At 61.6% G+C, this 24,041-nt stretch carries 16 protein-coding genes and 1 tRNA gene; 8 read left to right on the top strand and 9 right to left on the bottom strand.

Features of this window, described 5'->3' with window-relative positions:
* Window positions 1-16: 16 nt before the first annotated feature.
* From DW112_RS06080 to DW112_RS06070, 3 genes are all read right to left on the bottom strand, one after another.
* Window positions 17-1,498, bottom strand: coding sequence for a hypothetical protein (locus DW112_RS06080; RefSeq protein WP_118328561.1), 1,482 nt, complete (start codon window positions 1,496-1,498; stop codon window positions 17-19).
* A 232-nt stretch (window positions 1,499-1,730) separates the two neighbouring features.
* Window positions 1,731-2,738, bottom strand: a complete 1,008-nt coding sequence (locus tag DW112_RS06075; RefSeq protein ID WP_118093970.1) for a DUF5692 family protein — start codon at window positions 2,736-2,738, stop codon at window positions 1,731-1,733.
* Window positions 2,739-2,801: 63 nt separating this feature from the next.
* Complete coding sequence (locus tag DW112_RS06070) at window positions 2,802-3,464, bottom strand: TetR/AcrR family transcriptional regulator (protein WP_118093969.1); 663 nt, start codon at window positions 3,462-3,464, stop codon at window positions 2,802-2,804.
* Between the two features lie 190 nt (window positions 3,465-3,654).
* Between DW112_RS06070 and DW112_RS06065 the strand changes: the two genes are divergently transcribed.
* The 7 genes from DW112_RS06065 to DW112_RS06035 all read left to right on the top strand — a co-directional run bounded on the left by DW112_RS06065 (window position 3,655) and on the right by DW112_RS06035 (window position 11,088).
* The gene (locus DW112_RS06065; protein WP_199585332.1) at window positions 3,655-6,432 is read left to right on the top strand and encodes an FAD-dependent oxidoreductase; all 2,778 of its coding nucleotides are present in this window, start codon (window positions 3,655-3,657) and stop codon (window positions 6,430-6,432) included.
* Between the two features lie 190 nt (window positions 6,433-6,622).
* Window positions 6,623-7,051: a hydrogenase maturation nickel metallochaperone HypA gene (locus DW112_RS06060; RefSeq protein WP_118093968.1), complete on the top strand. Its 429-nt coding sequence runs from the start codon at window positions 6,623-6,625 to the stop codon at window positions 7,049-7,051.
* Between the two features lie 374 nt (window positions 7,052-7,425).
* Window positions 7,426-8,415 carry a PTS sugar transporter subunit IIB gene (locus DW112_RS06055; protein WP_089573275.1) on the top strand — a complete coding sequence of 330 codons (990 nt, stop codon included), beginning with the start codon at window positions 7,426-7,428 and terminating at the stop codon, window positions 8,413-8,415.
* 18 nt (window positions 8,416-8,433) lie between these two features.
* Window positions 8,434-9,252 carry a PTS mannose/fructose/sorbose transporter subunit IIC gene (locus DW112_RS06050; protein ID WP_117564943.1) on the top strand — a complete coding sequence of 273 codons (819 nt, stop codon included), beginning with the start codon at window positions 8,434-8,436 and terminating at the stop codon, window positions 9,250-9,252.
* A 16-nt stretch (window positions 9,253-9,268) separates the two neighbouring features.
* The gene (locus DW112_RS06045) at window positions 9,269-10,189 is read left to right on the top strand and encodes a PTS system mannose/fructose/sorbose family transporter subunit IID (protein WP_117564942.1); all 921 of its coding nucleotides are present in this window, start codon (window positions 9,269-9,271) and stop codon (window positions 10,187-10,189) included.
* Window positions 10,190-10,309: 120 nt separating this feature from the next.
* Window positions 10,310-10,708, top strand: coding sequence for a DUF956 family protein (locus DW112_RS06040; protein ID WP_117564941.1), 399 nt, complete (start codon window positions 10,310-10,312; stop codon window positions 10,706-10,708).
* Window positions 10,709-11,012: 304 nt separating this feature from the next.
* Window positions 11,013-11,088, top strand: a tRNA-Arg gene (locus DW112_RS06035).
* A 286-nt stretch (window positions 11,089-11,374) separates the two neighbouring features.
* On the opposite strand, the gene pknB is transcribed toward DW112_RS06035, so the two are convergent.
* The 6 genes from pknB to DW112_RS06005 all read right to left on the bottom strand — a co-directional run bounded on the left by pknB (window position 11,375) and on the right by DW112_RS06005 (window position 21,435).
* A complete protein-coding gene (pknB, locus tag DW112_RS06030) occupies window positions 11,375-13,336 on the bottom strand; it encodes a Stk1 family PASTA domain-containing Ser/Thr kinase (RefSeq protein WP_117797276.1) in 1,962 nt (653 codons plus the stop codon).
* 132 nt (window positions 13,337-13,468) lie between these two features.
* A complete protein-coding gene (locus DW112_RS06025) occupies window positions 13,469-16,339 on the bottom strand; it encodes an FtsW/RodA/SpoVE family cell cycle protein (protein WP_117773735.1) in 2,871 nt (956 codons plus the stop codon).
* Window positions 16,340-16,355: 16 nt separating this feature from the next.
* Window positions 16,356-18,155 carry a Stp1/IreP family PP2C-type Ser/Thr phosphatase gene (locus tag DW112_RS06020; protein WP_118328560.1) on the bottom strand — a complete coding sequence of 600 codons (1,800 nt, stop codon included), beginning with the start codon at window positions 18,153-18,155 and terminating at the stop codon, window positions 16,356-16,358.
* On the bottom strand, window positions 18,152-18,568 hold the full coding sequence (locus tag DW112_RS06015) for an FHA domain-containing protein (protein ID WP_006235180.1): 417 nt from the start codon (window positions 18,566-18,568) through the stop codon (window positions 18,152-18,154). The genes DW112_RS06020 and DW112_RS06015 overlap by 4 nt, the downstream gene beginning before the upstream one ends.
* Window positions 18,569-18,574: 6 nt before the next feature.
* Complete coding sequence (locus DW112_RS06010; protein ID WP_070097545.1) at window positions 18,575-19,585, bottom strand: FhaA domain-containing protein; 1,011 nt, start codon at window positions 19,583-19,585, stop codon at window positions 18,575-18,577.
* On the bottom strand, window positions 19,582-21,435 hold the full coding sequence (locus DW112_RS06005) for a serine/threonine-protein kinase (RefSeq protein WP_118328559.1): 1,854 nt from the start codon (window positions 21,433-21,435) through the stop codon (window positions 19,582-19,584). The genes DW112_RS06010 and DW112_RS06005 overlap by 4 nt, the downstream gene beginning before the upstream one ends.
* A 1,096-nt stretch (window positions 21,436-22,531) precedes the next feature.
* Between DW112_RS06005 and DW112_RS06000 the strand changes: the two genes are divergently transcribed.
* Window positions 22,532-24,010, top strand: a complete 1,479-nt coding sequence (locus tag DW112_RS06000) for a helix-turn-helix transcriptional regulator (RefSeq protein WP_158566607.1) — start codon at window positions 22,532-22,534, stop codon at window positions 24,008-24,010.
* The last annotated feature ends 31 nt before the right edge of the window (window positions 24,011-24,041 follow it).

The following is a 24,041-nucleotide window of genomic DNA, read 5'->3' as shown; positions in this document are numbered from 1 at the left end:
CAGGTGTCATGGTCCGCTAGTCCTGGGCCTTGATGCTCGGCAGGAGAATCTGGGCGAGGTAGTCGGTCTCGAGTTTGGTCGCGGCGTCTGCCTTGCCGTCTTTGCTGACCAGTACGTTCTTGATCTGGCTATAGGTGTAGCGGTTACCGGTCGTGAGCTCGACAAGCTCAATGGCCGTGTCCATGGGGTAGGTTGACACGGGATTCTGCGTCCGTCCGTTGATGGTCTGGGACACCACGTACGGATAGACGGGGCCGCTGGCGTAGACGGTATAACCGTTGCCTAGATTGGCCGCACCCAAAACCGTATCGCCCTCATCGGGCGTAAAGCTCTCGCCCTCGCGCACCGCGACGAGCGTCACAATCGGCGTATCGCTGTCGCCGGCAAGATAGATGCATAGCGTGCTGCCATTTTGCCAAGTCTCGACCTTGCCGTACCACTCGACGGGGATATCGAGCTGGTAGAGGTCGGTTGCCTTGTGGCGAGCGTCAGCATCGCGGGCTGCCTGTGCCTTTTGCGCGCTCACGGCATTGACGGCGGCGTCGCGCCGCGCGGTTGCCGCCTGCTGGAGCACCTTGGCGGTGGCGGCGGAGCTCGCGCCTCCCTCCTCGGCATATTTGGCGGCGGCATCGATCTGGTCGTCGGTTACCGTGTCGGCCGAAGGCACCTTGAGCTTAAAGGCGGCCTGGCTGCTTAGGTCCTGTCCGTCGCTCTTGATCGTGACCTGCGCCTTGGTGGTCGGCACGGTATAGACGGTGCCGTCGGACGCGATGGGGGAGGCAGCGATGGAGAGCGTGTAGTCACCGGGTAGCAGTTTGATGCCACGGCCGTGCTCGTCAACATAGAGTGTTTCGCTCACGGAGGATCCGTCAGAATCCTGGCCACTCACTTGTACGGGAATCTTGGAGCCGGCGGAACAGTCGAGGCCCGCGGCATGCACGCCAATCTGCACCGACATCATCGTGTGGGCATTGGCGGCGACAGCGGCAGCCTGCTCTTGCTGATATCCGTTCCAGGCAGCATAGCCTGCACCGCCGGCGACGAGCGCGACGGCCACGACACCGGCGACCATCAGATTGCGGCGCTTGGGCGACATCTTGCGATGGCGGACCTCGGCTTCGTGTGCCGAGGGAACGGACGGCAGGGGAATATCGCCCATGGCGATGGTCTCATCCACGGCTGGTGCGGAACCCAGGCCAGGAAGCTCGCGAGTCAGCGAATCTTCGGCCGGTAAGCTGTCGAGCAAGACGGTTTCCTCGCCCGTGTCGGATTCGGGCTGGTCGTCGGCCTCGCTATCGTCCTCTTCGGCTTCGTCAGGAGCGTCTTTGGCGTCGCCGCCTTCGTCCTCAGTGTCTTCGTGCACCTCGTCTTGCGCGTCGACGACCGAATCGCTAAACGAGAGCTCGTCTAGCGCGATCCGGTCAAGGCTCTCCAGGGCTTCGGCACATGCTTCCGCATCCTGGGCCGCATCCTCGCGGCCATACGTCTCATCGCTCATATATCCCCCAATGCAATATCGGCTCAACACTGTACCCAAAAATGGAGCCATATAAAGCGCATACGAAATATAAGATCCGATTTAACCTGAGCGCATCGTTCGGCCGCATCCTCGCGGCAGCAAAAGGCCCCCGGAACGCGGACGAATCACATTCCGGGGGCTCTGCAATGCGTTGAGTTGCGCGGAGCCGGCTATGCTGCTTCACATTCAAGCGGCGTTTGCGCCGGGCATGTTACTCGGCGTGCGCGTAATCAACCTTGGCGCGGCGAGCGGTAGCCTTCTCCCAATCGCTGGTGCCCTCAAAGACGTCCTGCTTGTAGGGATTGCGGCCGAGCTTCTTGGCGCGGTAGGCGATGTAGATGATCGCGGCGACGTTGGCGACCAGTGCGGCGATCGAGACCGCGGTAGCGGCGCCGGGGTCGAGCGTGGAGTGGGTCACAAAGATGGACTCCTCCTGGAAGTACGGGAACACCTGGGCAAACATGCACCAAATAGCAAGCGTAAAGGCGCGGTTCTGGATCCAGCCGCCCTTGTTCCAGATAAAGGCGGCGACGGTGGGCGCCAGCAGCAGCGCAAAGCCGCAGAACCAGGAGTGGGTGGGCAGGCAGTTGTAGGTGTAGCAGAAGTTCCAGATATCGTAGGCGATGATGTAGACCCAGGTCATGTCGGGCCACAGCATGTCGGTCTTGTCCTCGGAGGCGTAGACGCTCCACCAACCGGTCATGCAGAAGATGTTGATGATACCGGCGATGCCGTTGAACACGTTGTTCCAGCCGGCCAGCTGCGTAGCACCTTCGGAGGTGACCCAGGTGGACTCGCCCAGGACAAAGAAGTGATAGGCGCTCTCAAAGTCGGACACGACGGCGATCATGATGTTGATGGCGACGATCACAAACGGCCACGCGCGGAACCAATGCGCCTTGCCGATCTTGCCCCACTGGTACTTAATGGCAATGAAGCCCCAGCAACCGGCCAGCGCCGCGTACACCTTGGCGTAGTGGAACCAGCTGTTCTGGTACACATGGGTGGGGTTGGTGAGCGCCCACTCGGCACCTTGCGAGACGCCGATGGCGATGGCGACGCAGTAGATGGTCATGGCCAGCGGAGCCACGCCAAAGATGATGGCCGCGCCCAGCTTGGTGCGGCGGCCGACCTCGTTGAGCACGATCAGGCCAATAAAGACCATGGCCCAGCCGGCCCAGTGGATAAGGGTATCGCTACCCCAAACATCGAGCAGCATGCTGCTCTCCTTTCACACGCCCGCGGCCCCTCTTCCGATCGCGGGCAGTTTGGCCAAATGTCGTCAGTTCTGGGGCTTGCGCTCCGGATACTTGGCGGTATAGCCCTCGATGTGGAGTGTCGAGGCGATGATTTCCTTGACCGTCTCGTCGGGCACATCGGGGTGCGTGCGGATATACATCAACAGTCCCATGATGAGGGTGTAGAACGTCTCGTAGACATGGTCGATGCGCAGCTCATGATGGGCGACAAAATCCACCACGGTGGTGTCGCAGATGTACTGAGCCACGCGCTGAACCACGTTGTGCAAAAAGCCGCCGTAGAGCGCGCCACTGCTTGAGGTGAGCGTACTCGGCAGTTCGTGGCCGCTGGCGACCAGACGCTTAAAGAGCGGGGCGACGGTGTCGAGCGCGCCCTCGATATCGCCGACGGTGCGGCCGGCGTTCCACTGCTCGAGCTCGGAGATGAAGCCGTCGATCGCCTCGTCCATAACAGCGGTGACGGCGGCGTCCATATCGGCAAAGTAGTGGTAGAACAATGAACGCGTGCAGCCGGCTCGCTTGGTCACGGCCGATACCGATAGGTGGGACACGCCCAGCTCGGAGCTTACGGTGCGCACGGCATCGAGGATCTCGCGACGGCGTTCGTCGCCCGTCAGGCGCTTTGCCGCACTATCGGATGCGGGGACGGCATCGACCACAGAGGTATCTGCTGTTTTGCCGCCCATGTTTTGCCGCCTTCCATCCTCTTTTGCCTGACCGTTCGCCTAACAGTCTTGAATATTGTTGACGGTTCGTCAATACTATTTTTGACACAATGTCAACTAATGGCGGGTGAACGGCATGGGGGCATGTCCGGCCTGCAAAAAAAGAGGGGCGCTGCGGCCTCGTCGGGCTGCGGCAAGAGAAGGGACAACCATGATTCTCAACGGACCGGGAATTAGCTACACCGAGCCTGACATCGGTTCGGAGTTCGTGCCGCCGCTGCCGGAGCATCCGCGCGAGGCAATCGTCAAGCTGTGCGAGCACTGCACCAACCGTCTGCTGCATCGCGACGAGCTGCTGGGCTACGAGTACTGGTCGTTTGCCGAGGCCGCAACCGACGAGCAGGCCGAAGTGCTCTGCAAGATGAAGATGCGCCGTCCCTATACGCTGCCCGAGATGGTCAAGCTCACCGGCATGCTCGAGGCCGATATCGAGAAGATGCTCGACGACATGAGCTACACGGGTCTGCTCGAGTACAACTGGGAAAACCCCGAGCGCGCCAAGCAGTGGGTGCTGCCCATGCTGGTGCCGGGTTCCGCCGAGTTCCTCAACATGCGCGTGAGCCAGCTCGAGGAGCACCCGGTCTATGCCAAGTTCTTTGAACAGGCATCCAAGGGCCCGCTGTCCCGCGCCACGCCGATGGTGCCGCCCGGAGGCGCCGGTATCGGCATGCACGTCATTCCGGTCGAGAAGGCCATTGACGCCGCGAGCACCTCGGTGCCTATTGAGCATATCGAGCACTGGCTCGACAAATACGAGGGTAAGTATGCCGCCAGCACCTGCAGCTGCCGCGTGAGCCGTCGCGTGATGGGTGAGGGCTGCGCCGACGACCCGGCCGATTGGTGCATCGCCGTGGGCGATATGGCCGACTACGTGGTCGAGACCGACCGCGGTCATTACGTGACCCGCGACGAGGTTTACGACATCTTGCACCAGGCCGAGGACAACGGCTTTGTACACCAGATCACCAACATTGACGGCGAGAACAAGATCTTCGCCATCTGCAACTGCAACGTCAACGTGTGCTACGCCCTGCGCACCTCGCAGCTGTTCAACACGCCCAACCTGTCGCGCTCGGCCTATGTCGCCAAGGTCGAGAAGGACAAGTGCGTGGCCTGCGGTCGCTGCGTTGAGGTGTGTCCGGCCGGCGCCGTCAAGCTGGGCCAGAAGCTCTGCAGCAAAAAGGCCGGCGGACAGGTGCCTGAGTATCCGCGCCAGGAGCTGCCCGATGCCACCAAGTGGGACCACACCAAGTGGTCGCCTAACTACCGCAACGACAACCGCATCGAGACGCATGAGTCCGGCACCGCTCCCTGCAAGACGGCCTGCCCCGCGCACGTTGCCGTTCAGGGCTATCTGAAGCTCGCGGCGCAGGGCCGCTATGACGAGGCACTGGCGCTCATTAAGCGCGAGAACCCGCTGCCCGCTATCTGCGGCCGTGTGTGCAACCGCCGCTGCGAGGATGCCTGTACCCGTGGTCGCGTGGACGAGGCCGTGGCCATCGACGAGGTCAAGAAGTTTATCGCCCAGCGCGATCTGGACGCTGCGACCCGCTACGTCCCGCCCGTGGTGACGCCGACGCGCGCTGGCGGCTTCGACCAGAAGATTGCCATCATCGGTGCCGGCCCGGCCGGTCTGTCCTGCGCTTTTTATCTTGCCGAGAAGGGCTACAAGCCCGTCGTGTTCGAGAAAAACGAGCGCCCGGGTGGCATGCTCACCTATGGCATTCCTAGCTTTAAGCTGCAGAAGGACGTTATCGAGGCCGAGGTCGAGATCATTCGCCTGATGGGTGCCGAGTTCCGCTATGGCGTGGAAGTCGGTCGTGATGTGACGCTCGACGAGCTGCGCGAGCAGGGCTTTAAGGCCTTTTATGTTGCCATCGGCTGCCAGGGTGGCCGCCTTGCCGGTATTCCGGGCGAGGACGCCGAGGGTGTGACCGTGGCCGTCGACTTTTTGCGCGAGGTCAACAGCGGCAAGATTGACGCGCTGCCCGGCCGCACCATCGTGGTGGGCGGCGGCAACGTGGCCATCGACGTTGCCCGCAACGCCTGCCGTCTGGGTTCCGAGCACGTTGAGATGTTTTGCCTGGAGAGCGAGGCACAGATGCCCGCCAGCGAGGAAGAGCGTCGCGAGGCCATCGAGGACGGCGCGCACATCAGCTGCGGTTGGGGCCCCAAGGAGGTCCACCTGGACGAGGCCGGTCGTGTGTGCGGTATCACCTTCAAGCGCTGCACGCGTGTCTTTGACGACGAAGGCCGTTTTGCGCCCGAGTACGACGAGAACGATCTACGCCGTGTCGATGCTTACCGTGTCGTCATGTCCATCGGCCAGTCCATCGTGTGGGGCGACCTGCTGGCTGGCTCCAAGGTGGAGCTTGGCCGTGGTCAGGGTGCCCTTGCCGATCCCCAGACCTACCAGACCGCCGAGCCCGACATCTTTGTGGGCGGCGACGTCTATACCGGTCCGAGCTTTGCCATCGATGCCATCGCCGCCGGTCACGAGGCTGCGGTGTCCATCCACCGCTTTGTGCAGCCGGGCTCCACGCTCACCATCGGCCGCAACCAGCGCCGCTACACCGCGCTCGACCGCGACGATGTCGTGATCGAGAGCTATGACAACGCGAGCCGCGAGGTTGCCCACATGGACCGCGAGCGCGAGAAGGCCGCGCCCTTCAGCGAGTACGTCGAGACCTTTACCGAAGAGCAGGTGCGCGCCGAGACCGCCCGTTGCCTTGGCTGCGGTGCCTCAATCGTCGACCCCAACAAGTGCATCGGCTGCGGCCTGTGCACCACCAAGTGCGCGTTTGACGCTATCCACCTGGATCGCGACCGCCCCGAGTGCTCCACGATGGTCAAGTACGAGCAAAAGCTGCCGAGCCTGGGCAAGTACGCACTCAAGCGCGCGATCAAGATCAAGTTCGGCAAGAAGTAAGAGACCTAACAAGTAAGTGAACGGCGCAGAGGGCGGTTGGACAGCGAGCGGGTCCCAGGCGTGGCGAGGTGCCTTGAAAGAGGAGGGCATAGGGCTTTTGCCCATGCCCGACGATTGAAAGGCAGATCGCCCGTCTGGGGCTCGCGCAGCGTCAAGCCGACCGCCGTTCGGTAGAACGGCGGAGGAAAAAGTGCATGAATTAGGAATCGTGTATCACATCATTCGCGATGTCGAGAACGTGGCGCGCGCCAATGGCGTGCGCCACGTTTCGAGCGTGACGTTGCTGCTGGGCGAGGTCTCGGGCGTCGTTCCCGATCTACTACTCGACGCTTGGCACTGGGCGGCAGATAAAAAGCCTATCGCGCAGGGCGCGGAGCTTATCGTGGAGCCCGTCGAGGCCGTGACGCATTGCGAGGCGTGCGGCCGCGACTATGCGACAGTCGAGCACGGCAAGACCTGCCCCCATTGCGGTAGCGGCGATACCTATCTGCTCCAGGGCCAAGAGGTCATGATCAAGCAGATCGAGACCCCCGACGAGGACCCGACAGACGCTGCCCCCGACGGCCTATCCGATGCCCCCGATGCCGTCGACGCCGCCAACCCCCTCCACATCGCCTAACTTAGTCGTTGGGGACGTTCTTAAACGACTAGTCATTAAAGAACGTCCCTAACGACTACTTTGCTAGATCATATTTCTTACCATTAGTCAAGCACCATCTGTTTAAACGAAATAGCCTCAACGCGAGCACATTTGTGTCTGTTTAAAACCGGCAATAATGAACAGCGTGCTCAATTCGGTCATGTAAATAGATCAGCTATCAATCCTCAGCAGCAAATCAGCCAAAATACTGGAATGTAATCAGCTTGTAACAAAACAAGACGTTTAAACAAATAATGCTACCTTTTGCAGTTTTTCAAACAATTCTGCTGTATTTGCAGCTATACTCCATAACTGTCGTGTAGGAAATACGTAGACAAAAAGGAGGTTATGTGATGGTAAGTATTGTTCTTGCTAGCCATGGTGACTTGGCGGCTGGAATCAAGCAGACGGGCTCGATGGTCTTTGGCGATCAGCCGTCTGTTGCCGTGGTCTCGCTCGAGCCGAGCATGGGCCCCGACGACTTCCGTGCCAAGGTCGAGGAAGCAATCGCTTCCTTCGAGGACCAGGAGCAGGTGCTCTTCCTCGTTGATCTGTGGGGCGGCACGCCGTTCAACCAGATCAGCGGGCTCATCGAGGGCCACGATTCCTGGGCTATCGTCACCGGTGTCAACCTGCCTATGCTCATCGAGGCATATTCGCAGCGCTTTGACGCAAAGAACACTGCACATGCGATCGCAAAACATCTCGTGACTGAGGCTAAGGCTGGCGTGCGCGTCAAGCCCGAGTCTCTGGAGCCCGAGGAGAAGAAGCCGGCTGCGGCCGCCGCTGCTCCTGCGGGTGCCATTCCTCCGGGAACGGTGATCGGCGACGGGCACATCAAGATCGCCCACGTCCGTATCGACACGCGCCTGCTGCATGGTCAGGTGGCCACCACGTGGACCAAGCAGATCAACCCCAACCGCATCATCGTGGTCTCCGACGGCGTTGCTCACGACGAGCTCCGCAAGACCATGATCGAGCAGGCTGCCCCTCCGGGAGTCCACGCCAACGTCGTGCCTATCAAGAAGATGGCCGAGGTCGTCAAGGACACGCGCTTTGGCGACACCAAGGCGATGCTGCTGTTCGAGAACCCGCAGGATCTGCTCAGGGCCATCGAGGCCGGCGTCGACATCAAGGAAGCCAACATCGGTTCCATGGCCCACTCCAAGGGCAAGGTCGTCGTCACTAACGCTGTCGCTATGGGCGATGACGATGTCAAGACCATCGAGGCTCTCAAGGCCAAGGGCGTCAAGTTCGAGGTCCGCAAGGTTCCTTCGGATTCCTCCGAGGATCTCGACGCCATGTTGAAGAAAGCTAAGGCCGAACTGGCCGCTCAAGCATAGTAAAGGAGGGTCCGATACATGTCTGCAATCACTATTCTGCTTGTTGCGATTGTCGCGTTGCTTGCCGGTATGGAAGGCATTCTGGATGAGTTCCAGTTCCATCAGCCGCTCGTGGCATGCACGCTTATCGGTCTCGTAACCGGTCACCTTCAGGAGGGCATCCTCCTGGGCGGTTCGCTCCAGATGATGGCCCTTGGCTGGGCTAACGTCGGCGCCGCCGTCGCGCCTGACGCCGCTCTGGCCTCGGTCGCTTCTTCGATCATCATGGTGCTCGCCCTCAACGGTGGCGCCACCGATTCGGCCAAGGCCGTTACCGCCGCCATCGCCGTCGCCGTCCCGCTGTCGGTCGCTGGTCTGTTCCTGACCATGATCTGCCGTACCCTGGCTACCGCTATGGTTCACGCCATGGACGCCTGCGCCGAGAAGGGCGACTTCGCCGGCATCGAGCGTTGGCAGTACGCCGGCATCCTCATGCAGGGTGTTCGTATCGCCATCCCGGCAGTACTTCTGTGCATCATCCCGGCCGAGGCCGTTACCAACGCGCTTAACGCTATGCCCGATTGGCTGTCCGGCGGCATGGCTGTCGGCGGCGGCATGGTCGCTTCCGTCGGTTACGCCATGGTCATCAACATGATGGCCACCAAGGAGACCTGGCCGTTCTTCATCCTCGGCTTTGTCCTTGCTGCCATCCCTCAGCTCACGCTGATCGCCCTTGGCCTCATCGGCATCTCCCTTGCCCTCATCTACCTTGGCCTTAAGGATCTGGCCAAGCAGGGTGGCGGCATGGGCGGTGGCTCCGGTGACCCGCTCGGCGACATTCTGAACGATTACGAGTAGGAGGGGAGTGATACATATGGCAGAGAACAAGATTCAGCTCACCAAGGCTGACCGTAAGAAGGTTTGCTTCCGTCATCAGTTCCTTCAGGGCTCGTGGAACTACGAGCGTATGCAGAACGGCGGCTGGTGCTTCGCAATGATCCCTGCGATCAAGAAGCTCTACACCAGCAAGGATGACCAGATTGCCGCTCTTAAGCGCCACCTGGAGTTCTATAACACCCACCCCTATGTTTCCGCCCCCGTCATTGGCGTTACCCTCGCCCTCGAGGAGGAGCGCGCCAACGGTGCTCCGATTGACGACGTCGCCATTCAGGGCGTCAAGGTCGGTATGATGGGCCCGCTCGCCGGCGTCGGCGACCCCGCCTTCTGGTTCACCCTTCGCCCGATTCTGGGTGCACTGGGCGCTTCCCTGGCCCTGTCCGGCAGCATCGCCGGTCCGCTGCTGTTCTTCTTCGCGTGGAACATCATCCGTTACGCCTTCCTGTGGTACACGCAGGAGTTTGGCTATAAGGTCGGCTCCTCCATCGCCAAGGACCTCTCCGGCGGTCTGATGGGCAAGGTCACCGAGGGTGCTTCCATCCTGGGTATGTTCATCATCGGCGCCCTGGTCGAGCGCTGGGTGTCCATCTCCTTCACCCCGGTCGTCTCCAAGGTCACGCAGTCCGCTGGCGCCTATATCGACTGGGCCAACCTGCCCGCCGGTTCTGAGGGCATCAAGCAGGCATTGACGATGTACAGCTCTGTCGGTGCCAACGCACTCGACCCGGTGAAGGTCACCACGCTTCAGGCCAACCTCGATCAGCTCATCCCCGGCCTTGCCGCCGTGTGCCTGACCCTTCTGGTCTGCAAGCTCCTCAAGAAGAAGGTCAGCCCGATCGTCATCATCCTGGCTCTCTTCGCCGTCGGCATCATCGGTCGCGTCTGCGGCTTCATGTAAGCACGCTTCGGCTTAAGACCGAGAGTTGCTAGGCAAGGGCTTTTGAGCCATTGAAACGGACCGCACCCGGTGGGTACACTGGATGCGGTCCGATTGTTTTATTTGGAGGGCGAGGCGCGTATGGCGCAATCTCAGAACAGCACGGTCGATCTGGCAACGCCGGCAACCTGCCTGATGGGGCTTACCAGTCACGGTAACGTGATGGTGGGCAATAAGGCGTTTGAGTACTATAACGAGCGCAATCCCGAGGATTATATCCAAATCCCGTGGGACGAGGTCGACTATATTGCCGCCGAGGTTTTGCGCGGCACCAAGAAGATTACGCGTTTTGCCATCTTTACCAAAGAGAATGGCCACTTTACGTTTTCGACGCGCAATGACAAGGAAACGCTTCGCGCGGTGCGTAAGTACATTGACGAGGACAAGCTCGTTCGTTCGCCCGACTTTATCGATGTGACGGCCAAGGGCGCCAAGAGCATCCCCTCCGTCATCAAGAACCTTTTCCACAAAGGCAACTAGCCATTAAAGAGCGCCCCCCTAAAGTGGGACGCGGTTTCCCATGAGGCTCGATCGGGAAAGTGCATCCCGGTTCGAGTGCCGATTGCGGGATGTAGTTTCCGGAACGGGCCCGTTTGGGAAACCGTGTCCCGTTTCGAGTCGAAATTCTGGGACACAGTTTCCCAGCGAGGTCCCATGGGGAAAGTCTGACCCAGAATTTGCCTGGATAGTGGGACGCACTTTCCGGAGGGCTGTTCCACCGCAACTTCGAAGAGTGGCTACACGCTGCATCACAACGTGTAAATCTGCTACACTAGTACAACATGCCTCCGTAGCTCAGGGGATAGAGCACCGCTCTCCTAAAGCGGGTGTCGACGGTTCGAATCCGCCCGGGGGCACCAGAAGATTATAACGGCGTCGCGAGAGCGGCGCCGTTTCTGGTTTGTGGGAGCTGCCGACGGATTAGGACCGTCGACACCCGCGTCACCAATTTCCCCGCGGGGGGGGGAGTTTTCGAATCAGCCCGGGGACACCAGAGATTGATCGAGCCCGGTACACCGTCACGGTACCGGGCTCTTCTGGTTCATGCCATGTCAAAAACGAAGCGCCCGCTTGCTGGGGGAGCAAGCGGGCGCCTGTGAGCGAATATGTTTGCGGCGAGAGCCGTAATGAGCGGTTGGGTTGCGACTAGTTGGTCGTACCGGAATCGTCGCCCGTGCTCGTGCCTGAACCCGAACCCGAGCCAGAAAGTGCAACCGTCAGCGTAATCGTGCTGTCGGTGGACTGTTTGCCGGTGGGGGAGACGCCCGTAACGGTGGCGTTTTCATTGCCGCTCACGGGGTTGCCGTTCTGATCGCAGAATGCGATGTTGTAGAACCCGGCGTTGTTGAGCGCGGTGACGGCCGCGGAGATGCTCTTGCCGTACAGGTTGCCCGGAACGCTGGCCTTGCCGGACTTCTTGGCAATGACGACGGTAATCGTGGCGCCAGGCTTCTGCTTGCCGCTGGGGTTCCAGCTAATCACGGTGCCCTCGGTAACCGAATCGTTCTCCTGGTAGCTCACGTCGACGCCAAAGCCTGCCATATCGAGGGCGTTGCGCGCCTGGGCCTCGGTCATGTCGGTCAGATCGGGGACGGAGGTGGTGTCAGGACCGCTGGAGACCTTGTACGAGATGGTCGTGCCCTTCTCGACTTCCTTACCGGGTTCGGTGCCCTGCTCAAAGACCTGGCCCTCATCGGCCTCGTTGGCCTCCTCGGAGGCGTTGCCCTTCAGGCCAACGCTTGCCAGCGCGGCTTCTGCCTGGTCCTTGGTCAGGCCGACAAGCCGGGGAACCTCAACCTTCTCGGAGGGCTTGGGGCCCTTGGAGATTACCAGGTTCACCTTGGTGCCCTTGGCCTTCTTGGTTTTGCCGTTGGGCGTCTGCTCGGCGACCTTGCCCTCGTCGATATCGTCGTTGTAGCTTTGGTCGATGGTGCCGACCTCGAGGCCGGCTTCCTTGATCTGCTCGACGGCAGTCTGCTGGTCCTTGCCCAGCACATCGGGCACGGTGACCTGCTCGCCGCCAAAGAGTCCTGTGGCAAAGGCCACCACGATACCGATGACGGCAACGGCTGCCACCACGGCGGCGATGATCTTGTTCTTGTTGGATTTGGGCTTTTCGACCTCGTAGGAGCCGGTGGAGCCCGAAACCGAGCTACGGGCGGTATTCTGGCCGCTCACGCCCGAGACGGGACGTACCATGGCGCGCGTCTGATCGGAAAGCTCGCGAGTCTTGGTGGCGCCCAGTTCACCGGGTGCACCGATGATGCGCGTGGGCTCCGAGATGTTGACGGCACGGCCCGACAGGTAGCTGTTGAGCACCTGACGCAGCTCGTCGGCGGTCTGGAAGCGGTTTGCCGGGTCCTTCTCCATGCACTTGAGGATGATACGCTCAAGGTCGGCGTCGACACCGGAGTTGATCTGGCTCGGCGGAATAGGCAGCTCGTTGACCTGCTTGAGTGCGACTGAGATGGCGTCATCACCGTCAAAGGGCACGCGGCCGGTGGCGCACTCGTACATCACGACGCCCAGCGAGTAGATATCCGAGGTGGGGCCGAGGTCCTGACCACGGGTCTGCTCGGGACTGACGTAGTGGGCGGTTCCCAGCACGTTGTTGTCTTGCGTGAGGTGGCTGTTCTTGGCGCGCGCGATGCCAAAGTCCATCACCTTGATGTTGCCGTCGGGCAGCACCATGATGTTCTGCGGCTTGATGTCGCGGTGGATGATCTCGTGCTTGTGGGCGACCGAAAGCGCGGAGCTGATCTGCGAGCCGATCTGGGCGACCTTCTTGGGGTCGAGGGCGCCGTGGCTCTTGATGCCGCTCTTAAGGTCGGTGCCGCGCAGGTACTCCATGACGATGTAATAGGTGTCGCCGTCCTTGCCCCAATCGTAGACGCCCACGATATAGGGGGAGGAGAGACCGGCTGCTGCCTGGGCCTCCTGCTTAAAGCGTGCGGCGAAGGTTGCGTCGCCAGCATACTGCGGCAGCATGATCTTGACGGCTACCGTGCGGTCGAGGACCTGGTCCTGCGCACGGAAGACGGTCGCCATGCCGCCTGTCCCCACCTTATCCTTGAGGAGGTATCTTCCCCCGAGGACCCTCTGTTCCATTCCTGCTCCTAACATAACTATTCGCTCAACGATGTGTGTAGTACCTACGATGTGGCCGCTGGGGCCGTGTGGCGCGTTGCCGCTAACTCTTCGGCCGCGGCGCGCCTCGGGTGTCCGATTCAATCATGGGCATCACGCTCCCTGTGCGGCGAGCGCCGCGGTCAGGACGATGCCGGCAATCTTGGCCGCCTTGACGTCGTGTTTGTCGTAATCCTCCAAGGCCACCGAGATGGCGACCGTGGGTGAATCGTAAGGTGCAAAGCCAACGAACATCGAGTTGACGTTGGTGCCGCCGGTCTCGGCCGAGCCGGTCTTGCCGGCGACCTTGACGCCGGGGACCTGGGCATCGGTGCCGGTACCGGACTGGACGACGGCGAGCATGGCTTGCTTGACCTGGTCGGCCGTGGCGGAGCTGACGGCCTGACCCAGCGAGCGGGACTGCGTGGTCTTAACCACGGTTCCGTCCGGGGCGAGTACCTGGGCTACAAAGTACGGGTCCATGACCACGCCACTGTTAGCGATGGCGGCGGCAATCACGGCGTTTTGCATGACGGTGGTCTGCGGGCCGGGCGTGTGGTCCATGCCGACAGGCTGGCCGGCGCCGGCCCAAGCGGTCTCCCACTCGGTCATGAGCGACGGGTCTGCCATGATGGAGGCCGCGGAGGTCAGGTCCTGGCCGAGCTTTTGGCCGTAGCCAAAGGCGTTGGCAAACTGCACGAGCGTGTTTGCGCCAACTTCGTTTGCCACCTGGCCAAAGACGACGTTGGAGGACACGGCAAAGGCCTGCTGCAGGCTGATGGTGCCGTAGCTCTCGTTGGCATAGTTGGTGACCGGTGCGTTGCCGATGTCCATGGAGCCGGGCGCCTGGTAGGTGCTGGTAAGGCTGGCGGTGCCGGTCTCGAGTGCCGCGGAAAGCGTAACGACCTTAAACGTGGAGCCCGGCGTGTACAGCGCGTCCATGGCGCGATTGTACATAGAGCCGTCCTCGCCGCCGCCAGCCTGCAGTAGGGCGTCGATGTTGGTGTTGTCGTAGGTGGGCGAGCTGGCACATGCGAGCACCGCGCCGGTACGCGGGTCGATGACCACTACAGCGCCCTTAAAGCCCTTGAGTGCCTGCTCGGCCGCCGTCTGGATGCGCGAGTCGATGGTGAGCTTGGCGGTGTTGCCCGGCTGGGTCTGGCCCGCGAGCGACGCGATGGCGTTGTTCCAGCTGGAGTAGTCCTTAGAACCGGTGAGCGTGTCGTTCATGACGCTCTCGATGGCGGTGGTGCCATACTGCTGGCTCACGTAGCCAACCACGTGCGCTGCCAGGTTACCGTTGGGGTAGGAGCGTACGTAGGTGCCGTCCTCCTGCTGCAGCGACTCGGCCAGCGTCACGCCGTCGGACGTGATGATGGAACCGCGCTGGATGTACTTGGAGCGGGCGATGGTGTGGTTGTTGGTCGGCATGTCCTGATAGTCCTTGGCCTTGATGACCTGGACATAGGTGAGGTTGCCGATAAGGATGGCGAATAGCGCCGTAAAGGCGAGCACCGCACGGGTTAGACGGTTGGCGAGCGCAACGCGGCCGAGCACACCGGATTCAGGCGTGTCGAGCAGGCGACGGCGCATGCGCGAGCCGACGGAATGGCTGCCGCTGCCGTAGGAAGACGAGGTGGCAAAGCGCGTGCCCGTCGGGGCGGCGGCAGATGCGACCTGATCATCGGTGATGGCGGCCATAGTGCCGGTGCCGGTAAGCTCGGCCTCGCGTCCGGTCGCTTCGTCACCGGCGCGCAGCAGGAGCGCGACGATGATAAAGCTTGCCAGCAGCGAGGAACCGCCCTGGCTCATAAAGGGTAGGGTGACGCCGGTCAGCGGGATCAGGCGGGTAACGCCGCCCACGATTAAAAAGGCCTGGAAGCTGATGGCGGCCGTAAGGCCCGTGGCGCTAAAGGCGGCGAGGTCGGATTTAGCGCGGGCAGCCGTGGTGAGGCCACGCACGGCAAAGAGCATAAACAGGATGAGCACGGCGCCGCCGCCCAAAAGGCCCATCTCCTCGCCGATGGCCGAGAAGATAAAGTCGGACTCGACGACAGGGATGTTGTTGGCCATGCCGTTGCCGATGCCAACACCGACCAGACCGCCATCGGCAAGCGAGAAGAGCGACTGGACGATCTGGTAGCCCTGGCCCTGGGCGTCCTTAAACGGATCGACCCAAACCTGGAAACGCACCTGAACGTGAGACAGGAACTTGTAGGCGCCCACAGCTCCAACGGCTAAGAGCGCAAGGCCGATAACGACATACGAGAATCGTCCCGTGGCAACGTAGAGCATCAGCAAGAAGATGGTGTAGAACAGCACGGCCGAACCCAGATCGCGTTCGAAGACGACGACGAGCAGGCACACACCCCACACGGCAAACAGCGGCAGCAGCAGTCGCAGGCGAGGGATCTTAAAGCCCAGGATCTTGCGGTTGGAGATGGAGAGCAGCTCGCGGTTCTCGGCCAGGTACCCGGCCAGGAACAGCACGATAAAGACCTTGGCGAACTCGCCGGGCTGGATGGTAAAGCCCGCGATGCGAATCCACAGCTTGGAGCCCGAGATCGTGGTGCCGATAAAGATGGGCAGCATCAACAGAATGATGCCGATAATGCCAAAGGTGTACTTGTAGCGCATGACTACGTCGAGGTTCTTAACCAACGCGAGCGTTCCCACCATCAGGGCCACCGAGACAAACAGGATGATGAGCTGTGAGATGGCGAGAGCGGGGGCGAGACGCGTCACGAACGTGATGCCGATGCCCGAAAGCACAAAGACAATGGGCAGGATGGCGGGGTCGGCACCGGGCGCCAAGATGCGCACGGCAATGTGGGCCGCGGCAAAGGCGGCAAAGAGGCCGATCGGTACGGCGAGCGTCTCAAAGGAGATGGCAGCGCCCGCGGTGAGGACGTACATCGCATACAGCAGGATGACGGGGAACGCCGAGGCGATGAGCAAGAGCAGCTCGGTGTTGCGGCGACTCATAAGCGGCACTCCCTTTCTAGTTCTTTTCGGAGGCTTCGGCCTCGGCGGACTGTTCGGCGGTTTTCTCGGAATCTGATTCGGAGGTCGATCCCTGGTCGGTGTTGTCGCGAATCGTTTGCGCGTCGATCACCTGGCGGGTCTGCTCCTCGTCGATCTGGTGGCGGTACTTGGATATCGTGTCCTGCGCATCGTCAACACTTGTTTGCGGAATGCCCGCCTTGAGGCGGTTTTGCGTGTCTTCGGGCAGGTCGGATAGCTTGATGCTGGTTTCGCTTTCGAGCCAGTGGAGCTTGAGTCCGAGCGGCTTGCCGGGCAGGCCGCGCCAGACGGCGACATTGCCCTGGTAGGTACCCAGGTAGTACGAGCCGGTGACACCCGTGTAGGCCCAGATGCCAGCTGCCAGCACAAAGACGAGGGCCAGAATGGCGGCGATAGTAATGTTGCGGCGACGCACGCGCTGCGCCTCGCGCATAACGCCATCGTCAACCAGGTCAACGACTACTACGGTCACGTTGTCGTGGCCGCCGGCGGCAAGCGCAGCGTCCACTAGGTTGTCGACGCAGATTTGCGCGGTTGAGGACTGCGTGGCGATGTTCTCGATATCGCTATCGGGAATCATGCTCGAAAGGCCGTCAGAGCACAGGATCAGGCGGTCGCCTTCCTCGATATGCAGAGTGAAGTGGTCGGCATACATGGCGGGGTCCGAGCCCAGCGCACGGGTGATGACCGAACGGTTGGGGTGGACGCGAGCCTCGTCTGCCGTGATCTCGCCGGCGTCCACGAGTTCTTCCACATAGGAGTGGTCGCGGGTCACGCGGATGAGCGTGCCCTCGTGGAGCAGGTAGGCGCGCGAGTCGCCCACGTGGGCGATGGCGAGCGTGTCGTTTTCGATATAGGCGCAAGTGGCTGTGCAGCCCATGCCGGGCTTGCCCAGGCCATTCAAGGCGGCCTCGATTACGGCGGCGTTAGCGGCCTCGACGGCTGCCGCCAGGCGTGCGGCGTCGGCGGACTGCGGGGCCGTCTTGGCAATAGTCTCAACGGCGATGGAAGAGGCTACCTCGCCGGCAGCGTGACCGCCCATGCCGTCGCATACGCAAAAGAGCGGCGACTGCACCAGGTAGGAATCCTCATTGTGCGGGCGCACGCAGCCAACGTCGGAGCGGGCGCCCCACATGAGTTGCGTGGTGGTGCCGGCATCATAGGTCGAGTCGGTCTCGATGCGCTCCTCGGTCAGGGGCTCAAAGCTCATGGTCGACCCGGGGTCTTTGAGCTTGGCCTCAACGGCGGCAACGTCGATTTCGGCTGTGTCACCGGGAGAGACGGTGTCGGTCTCGGCGTTTGATTCGGAATCGCCGGTGTCCGGGGAGTCGGGCTCCTCGGACACGCGGGCGGTCGACTCGTCGTCTTGCGGGCTGACGTCTATAGACTCGGGCGCCGGCGTAGACACGGGCGCAACCTCGGATGCCGGGGCTATGGGAAACGCCGGCGCGGCGGGCTCGGGTGCCGCAAACACCGCAGCGCTCTCGTTGATTGCCGCGGCGACGGGCTCTGCAAAGTGAGCCGGCGCCGGGGTTGCTTCGGACGCTGTGGGCTGTTCCGCAGCATGTGCGCCGATGGGCGCCGCTACGGCATTCTCTTCGTCCTCGTTATCGGCGAGATCCGAAATATCATGCGTTACATGCGAAAGAGGCAGGGAGAACACGGTGTCCTCGGGTTCCACGGGTGCGGAGCCCGCCGGAGCGGCGTGGGCCGGCGCAGCTGTGGCGGCAGCCGGTGCCTCGGTCATGGTTGCGGACTTGTTCTCCTCGTCGATCATCGACGGTTCACCTTCATGACCACGTCGCCAATCTGGACTTCGTCGCCCTCACGCAGCGTCGCGGGCTCCACGAGCTGGCGGCCGTTGACGAGCGTGCCGTTAAGCGAGTTGAGGTCCTCGATGATGAGCGCCGGGCCCTGCAGCGAAAAGCGCGCATGCGAGGCCGAGACGAACGGTTCGTTGATGCAGATGTCCGAAGATGGCGAGCGACCGACGATGACGGGGCCGAGCATGTCTACGTGGATGCCGCGGATACCGCGCGGGCCCTTGTCCACATCGATCGTCCAGATAGCCGAGTCGCGGCGTTGTCCGCGCACAAGTCCCACGCCGGTCTTCATGACGGCGAACAGGAAGATATAAAGCAGGGCGACCAGGACGATGCGGCCTGCAAAAAGGACGATATCGATGTTCATAAGCGACTATCCCCTAAATTCAAAGGTGCTCAGGCCAAACGTCAGTAGATCGCCGTTGCGCAGCGGGCAGCGCGTAATGCGGCGGTTGTTGACGAGCGTGCCGTTGGTGGAATTGAGGTCCTCGATCGACCAATCCGAGCCCGTAAAGGTGAGCTGGGCGTGGCGGCGCGACACGTTGGGGTCGCGCAGGGCAATGTCGGAAACTGAGCGCTCGCGACCGATGGTCACCTGTGCGGAGGTGATGCTATGGCTCTCGCCGCTCACGACGTCGACGAGCTGGGCGAGCGGGCGCTGCGGGGCGCGAGTGCTCGCCATGTTGGAGGCGATACCGGCTGCGGCGCCTAGGCCCACGGCGGCACCGGTCGCGGCGGCTCCGCCCATGCCGGCAAGCGCGTCGCGCGAGACGGTCTGCGGCACCGGGATAGGAGCGGCGGGGTCGGGGACGCTAGGCGCGAAGGGATCTGCCACGGCAAGCGGGTCGGGAGCGGCGGCGCGAGGCGTCGGCTGCTGCTGGGGCATGGCGGCGGGGCGCTGCTGCTGCGGGGCAGCAAACTGCTGCTGGCCGGCGCGCGGGGCGCTGGCGGCACGGCTTGCCGCGGAGTTGTTCTGGCCCAGGCCGTTTTGATAGGCGCGCTCTTCCTCGTACAGGCGACCGAGCGTGGGGGCATCGACGTTCTCGGCAAAGACCGAGAACTTGCCGGCGCGCAGCTGCGGATCGATCATAAAGCGCACGAGGGGCTCGCCGACAAAGACATAGCGGCGCTTTTCGGCCTGCGCCTTCACAAACTCGCGGACCTCGCGCGAAAGCTCGGGGTAGAACGGGGCGAGCATGGGATCGTCGTCGGCGGCGATCAGGATGGTATAGAGTGCCGGCGCCGTGTTGACGCCATTGATCACCAGAGTCTGATCCTCCATGTCGCGAGCGGCCTGCTTGGCAAGCTTCTTAAAGGAGAACGGGGCACGGGTGGCACCGAAGATGCCGGCCACGTGGTCCTCGAAGATGTTCAGGAAGTTCACGAAAGATCACTCTCCGTATAGGTTCTTTGGTATCCGAGCAAATATAGGCATATCCCAACGATTATAGAGGATAGGGTTCCCGCAACTGCCGCCTTGGCGGCGACCGCGGCTGCAAGGCTGGCAATTTCCATATGGTGTGCAAGACAGGATGCCGCTGCGCAGCCGATGCCGGTGACAGCGATGGCGGCGATTGCGGCAAGGTTTGAGCCCTGATCGGCACGCTTGGCATGGGCATTGAGCAGCGCAGATGACGCCGCGGCAGTTGTCGCGACCAGCGCAAAGGCAGCCCAAAGGAGCGGGTCTTCCAGCGCTGCGGCAACGTTGCCGAGCCCCAGCACGCCTCCGGCTGAAAGCGCGACCGTGGCCAGACGGGCAAAAAGCGCGCCCATGCCCGTTGCCGCGGCAGCGCTTGCCGGGCCGAGCCAAAATGACGCGACGCCGGCGGCGACCCCAGCTGCCAGGAAGGTATTGCCGGTCAGACAGCCAAGCGCAAGCGCGCAGGTGAGTGCGGCGCTCGCGGCAGCCTCGGTGCGACCCCAGGCGATCCACCAACCGGACATGGCGGCGGCAAAGATCACCGCGACGGGCAACATCGACAGGATGCCCTGCGCCTGCATGGTGGCGTTGGCCATGAGCACCAAAAAGCCAACAGCCGAGATGGCCGAGCCAATCTGGGGGGCCAGGCCAGCCGCCGCTCCGATCGCGATTGCCGCAATGACCAGGCCGGGAAGCGCCGCGACCCCGGCCGTTTGCATCAGCAAAAAGCTAAAGGTGCCGCACGTTAGCGCCGAGATAGCGTGCATGGTGTAGTCGCGCGCATGGCTCCAGCGCGTGCCCGCCCAGCCGAGCGCGGGGTCGACCTCGATGGCGTCGTCCTCGTAGTACGACGGCTCGATATCGTCGAGCTCTTGCTCGTCATCCGAAAGCTCGCCAACCATTTGCTCCAGACTGCGACGGCCCTCGCGCACGCTGCCCAGACCGGCAAGGAGTTGGTCGCAAAATGCCTCGATGCTGTTGGGGCGGTCCTGCGGCATGGGGGAGAGCGCGCTCATGAGCGCGGCCTCGGCTCCCGGGGGAAAGTGTGGTATCAGCTCGCTGGGATAGGTGGCGCCGCCGATGATGCGGCCGAGCGAGTCGGCGGGCGTGGCCGCCATAAAAGGAGCGCTGCCGCACAGGCCCTCGTAGATCACACAGGCGAGGGCAAAGACATCGGCGCGCTCGTTGACCGTGCCGGTCTCGATATCGAGCTGCTCGGGCGGCATGTAGCCGATGGTGCCGCCGCGTGAGCCGCCAAAGCCACCGGCGGACGACAGCCGCGCCATGCCAAAGTCGGTGAGCTTTACATTGCCCGAGTGGTCGATGAGCACGTTGGCGGGCTTAATGTCCAGGTGGAGTACGCCATTACTGTGGGCGAAGGTGAGCGCCTGGCCCAGGGCATCGGCAATGGCCGCGGCCTCGTCAAAGGTAAGTGAGTGGCCGTCCACGCGATGCAAAAACTCGGCCAGCGACATGCCATCGACATATTCCATAACCAGGTAGGCATAGGCTGTGTCATGCGTAAAGTCGATGACCTGCACGATATTGGGATGTTGAAGCATGGCGGCAGTGTGCGCCTCGCGCAGGACATCCATGATGTCGCTGGCGGGCATGCCGGCACCGTTGATAAGGGGGATGCGCTTAATGGCGACGCGGCGGCGCAGGTGCGTGTCGCGGCAGATCTCGATGGAGCCAAAACCGCCGGTCGCAAGTGTCTCGAGCGGCTGGTACCGCTTGAGCAGCTCGCGAGAGCTGGTGCCCTCCAAAGGAACGTCCGGCGAGAACCGGGCGGTATGTTGCGAGAAAAGCGGCATGGCCAACCCTCGTGCGTTTAAAGTTCGTTTGCGAGCGGCGGGCGCGGGGCCGAGCCGTTCGCGGTGGCATAGATGCTGCTAGTGTAGCACGCTCGGGCAGATGGCAAGGATAGCGGGATGCGAGGTGGCCCGATCGATTCGGCCCGTTTCGGCTCGTTTGGAAAGCGCATCTCAGTTTTCAGCCAAATTATGGGATGCGCTTTCCAAATGGGGTGGGCTGCGGAAACTGCATCCCAGAATATTGCCCTGGAACGGGATGCGCTTTCCGAACCGGCGTCCAAAAGGAAACCGCATCCCGCTTTGATGTGGGGACTGCGAACAAAAGCCGGACCGTGATCTGGCGCGGATTGGAGTTCGCCTGAATCATTGATGCTGGCTGGTGTGAGAACAGAGATAAACGAGCGGCTCGAGCGATATAATGACACGCTATGGAGGCCGTATGCTCTTTTCCCGCCGTTCTGCTACATTTGCCTGCGCCATTGCGCTTGTCGTAATGGCGGTCACCCCTTATCACCGGTTTTCATCTTCAATCGGCCTAGCGTCAGGTGCAATGACCTGGCTCGTTATCCTGGGCGCATGCCTCGCGGCGTTTGTTCATGGTGCTGCGCTATGCAAGGGGGGAATGAGAAGGCCGAGGCATCTCGGTGCCATCGGTGTTTTCCTTGGTGTTATTGCAACGGTTCCCGAATGGGCCGACCTGGCTTTCTATGCTCGCGGAGACTCTATTCCAATCGTGTTTGCACCGATTTGGTTGTTACATGGCGTTTCGTGTGTCTCGTGCTTTGTTGGGTCGCTGCTTCTCTCATATGTTATTTGGGGCACGGCGGACTCTCCTTTGACGCAGAGGTCGACACGGACTGACGAAAGGGAAACTCGTCACCCGCAGGACGCGATTTTTACAGAAACAATAGCCGTCATGTCTTGCCTGCTGTTTTGCTGTCGAGTTTCATGGAGAGTCGTTCCCGAGCCATGGGGGATGCCCCCTGTAACGGCCGCGTCAATTGGCCTTGCGCTTTTAATTCCGTTGGTCTATCTCGCATTGACTGTGGCCCCGCCGTTTTGCCGCCCTCGTGCCTTTGGCCATGGGCGGCGCGACGTGTTTGCCTGTTCTGTGCTCGTAGCAGTTCCTATTGGTCTTATTCCGGCTGTTGAGGCGGCATACTTCGCAAGCGATGCCGTGGTCATTGCATTGCTGGCGATGGGGTCCGTTATCGCTGCTGCCTTCGTATGCATGTTGCTAAGGGGGAAACGGGACAACAATTCGGATATCGCCTGTGCGTCCGACACATTCGATGCGGGGGTGTTTTCCCCTGCCCTGTCGCCTAGAGAAGAGCAGTTTGTTCGACTGCTGCTCAAAGGGAAAACGCCGGCGGAAATTGCCAAGGAGACGGATACGAAGCCATCGACGGTGAGAACAACGCTTCACCGAGCATACGGGAAGGCGTCGGTTGCGGGCTCACGCGAGCTCGTGGCGCTGTTTGCGGGTGAGGGCGATACTGTAGGGCATGAGCTACCGCAGCGGCATGCTGACGATATAGTGGCATCAGCTCGAACGCGCCGGCTGTTTCGATACCTGCTCACATTATTCTTTATCCTCCTTGCGGCGGGGCCCTTGGTAATGGCGGATAGCGATTGGGGGTCCGGTGTTTCGCGGGCTGTCGCCTTTTCCCTCTTAAGCTACGCATTGGGTCTCGGACTGCTTCTGTCGCTACGCTACGCGGGTGGAAAAGCGAATCGTGGCGCTGCGCTGGATAGAGCGGGTGAAGCGATTTGGCTCGGAAGCCCGTACGTATGGGCGGTGCTATCTGCTGTGGAATGGTCTTTTATCTATATCGCGGCATTGATGTGCATACGCGTTCCGTTGATGGCTGTGCCGGTCCTGTTTTGCGGCGTGGCGTCTACGGCTTCGCTCGCTGTTGGGCTGCGTCCGTTTAAGGTGCATGCCCATGCTCGGGCTATCGTGCCGTTGGTGTCAATGGGCATGGTTGCCTTAATCTATGCGGTCGCTAGGGGGCGAATCCATGGACTTGCGGTGCTGACGGGGGTGCTGCTCACATATATAGTGATGCGAAGCTGTCCGCAGCGCAAAATGCTTGGGATATGGATGCTTTGCTTCGGGGCGACGGCTCCTGTTTGGGCTGTCTTGCTCAATATGGTGCAGGATCTGACGGTTTTCGAGCCGTTGTTCCTCGCGTCGTTGTTGGGGCAAAGTTCGGCTGTCAATGTCGTCGTGGCAACGGTGATTGTTTGCTGGTCTGTGCCCATGTTCGTTACGCACATCGCGCTCGCCCGCTCGGTTGAGGACGAGAAGGCCGTCTTGGAGTACCGGGCGAACGGGTCCACCGAAACGGCCCGCGTGCGCCAGCTGGCCCTGCTTACGTCGCGCTCCCTTTCTGATGTTCAGTCGCAAATTTTGCTGATGACGGCAGAGGGGGCAACGACAAAGGCCATTGCGGAGGATGTCGGTTACGCTGCATCTACGGTGCAAGCGCTGCGGTCTGCATCTTACCGCCAGTTGAAGATCAAGAATAAGGCGGAGCTAATTTTATTGTTATCGCAGGTAAATAACGTGTAAACGCCTGAGCAATCAACTCAATAGCGGGTGT

This window comes from Collinsella sp. AM09-41, from assembly GCF_003473245.1.
Classification (GTDB): Bacteria; Actinomycetota; Coriobacteriia; order Coriobacteriales; family Coriobacteriaceae; genus Collinsella.
Note: the sequence above shows the minus strand (reverse complement) of the source record. Positions and strands in the feature narration are given on the sequence as shown.

Bases quoted from the DNA above. Each gene is read 5' to 3' on its own strand.
- DW112_RS06025 (WP_117773735.1), bottom strand. From the start codon at position 16,339: ATGAGTCGCCGCAACACCGAGCTGCTCTTGCTCATCGCCTCGGCGTTC.
- DW112_RS06015 (WP_006235180.1), bottom strand. From the start codon at position 18,568: ATGAACATCGATATCGTCCTTTTTGCAGGCCGCATCGTCCTGGTCGCC.
- DW112_RS06050 (WP_117564943.1), top strand. From the start codon at position 8,434: ATGTCTGCAATCACTATTCTGCTTGTTGCGATTGTCGCGTTGCTTGCC.
- DW112_RS06065 (WP_199585332.1), top strand. From the start codon at position 3,655: ATGATTCTCAACGGACCGGGAATTAGCTACACCGAGCCTGACATCGGT.
- DW112_RS06045 (WP_117564942.1), top strand. From the start codon at position 9,269: ATGGCAGAGAACAAGATTCAGCTCACCAAGGCTGACCGTAAGAAGGTT.
- pknB (WP_117797276.1), bottom strand. From the start codon at position 13,336: ATGGAACAGAGGGTCCTCGGGGGAAGATACCTCCTCAAGGATAAGGTG.
- DW112_RS06070 (WP_118093969.1), bottom strand. From the start codon at position 3,464: ATGGGCGGCAAAACAGCAGATACCTCTGTGGTCGATGCCGTCCCCGCA.
- DW112_RS06040 (WP_117564941.1), top strand. From the start codon at position 10,310: ATGGCGCAATCTCAGAACAGCACGGTCGATCTGGCAACGCCGGCAACC.
- DW112_RS06005 (WP_118328559.1), bottom strand. From the start codon at position 21,435: ATGCCGCTTTTCTCGCAACATACCGCCCGGTTCTCGCCGGACGTTCCT.
- DW112_RS06020 (WP_118328560.1), bottom strand. From the start codon at position 18,155: ATGATCGACGAGGAGAACAAGTCCGCAACCATGACCGAGGCACCGGCT.
- DW112_RS06075 (WP_118093970.1), bottom strand. From the start codon at position 2,738: ATGCTGCTCGATGTTTGGGGTAGCGATACCCTTATCCACTGGGCCGGC.
- DW112_RS06055 (WP_089573275.1), top strand. From the start codon at position 7,426: ATGGTAAGTATTGTTCTTGCTAGCCATGGTGACTTGGCGGCTGGAATC.
- DW112_RS06080 (WP_118328561.1), bottom strand. From the start codon at position 1,498: ATGAGCGATGAGACGTATGGCCGCGAGGATGCGGCCCAGGATGCGGAA.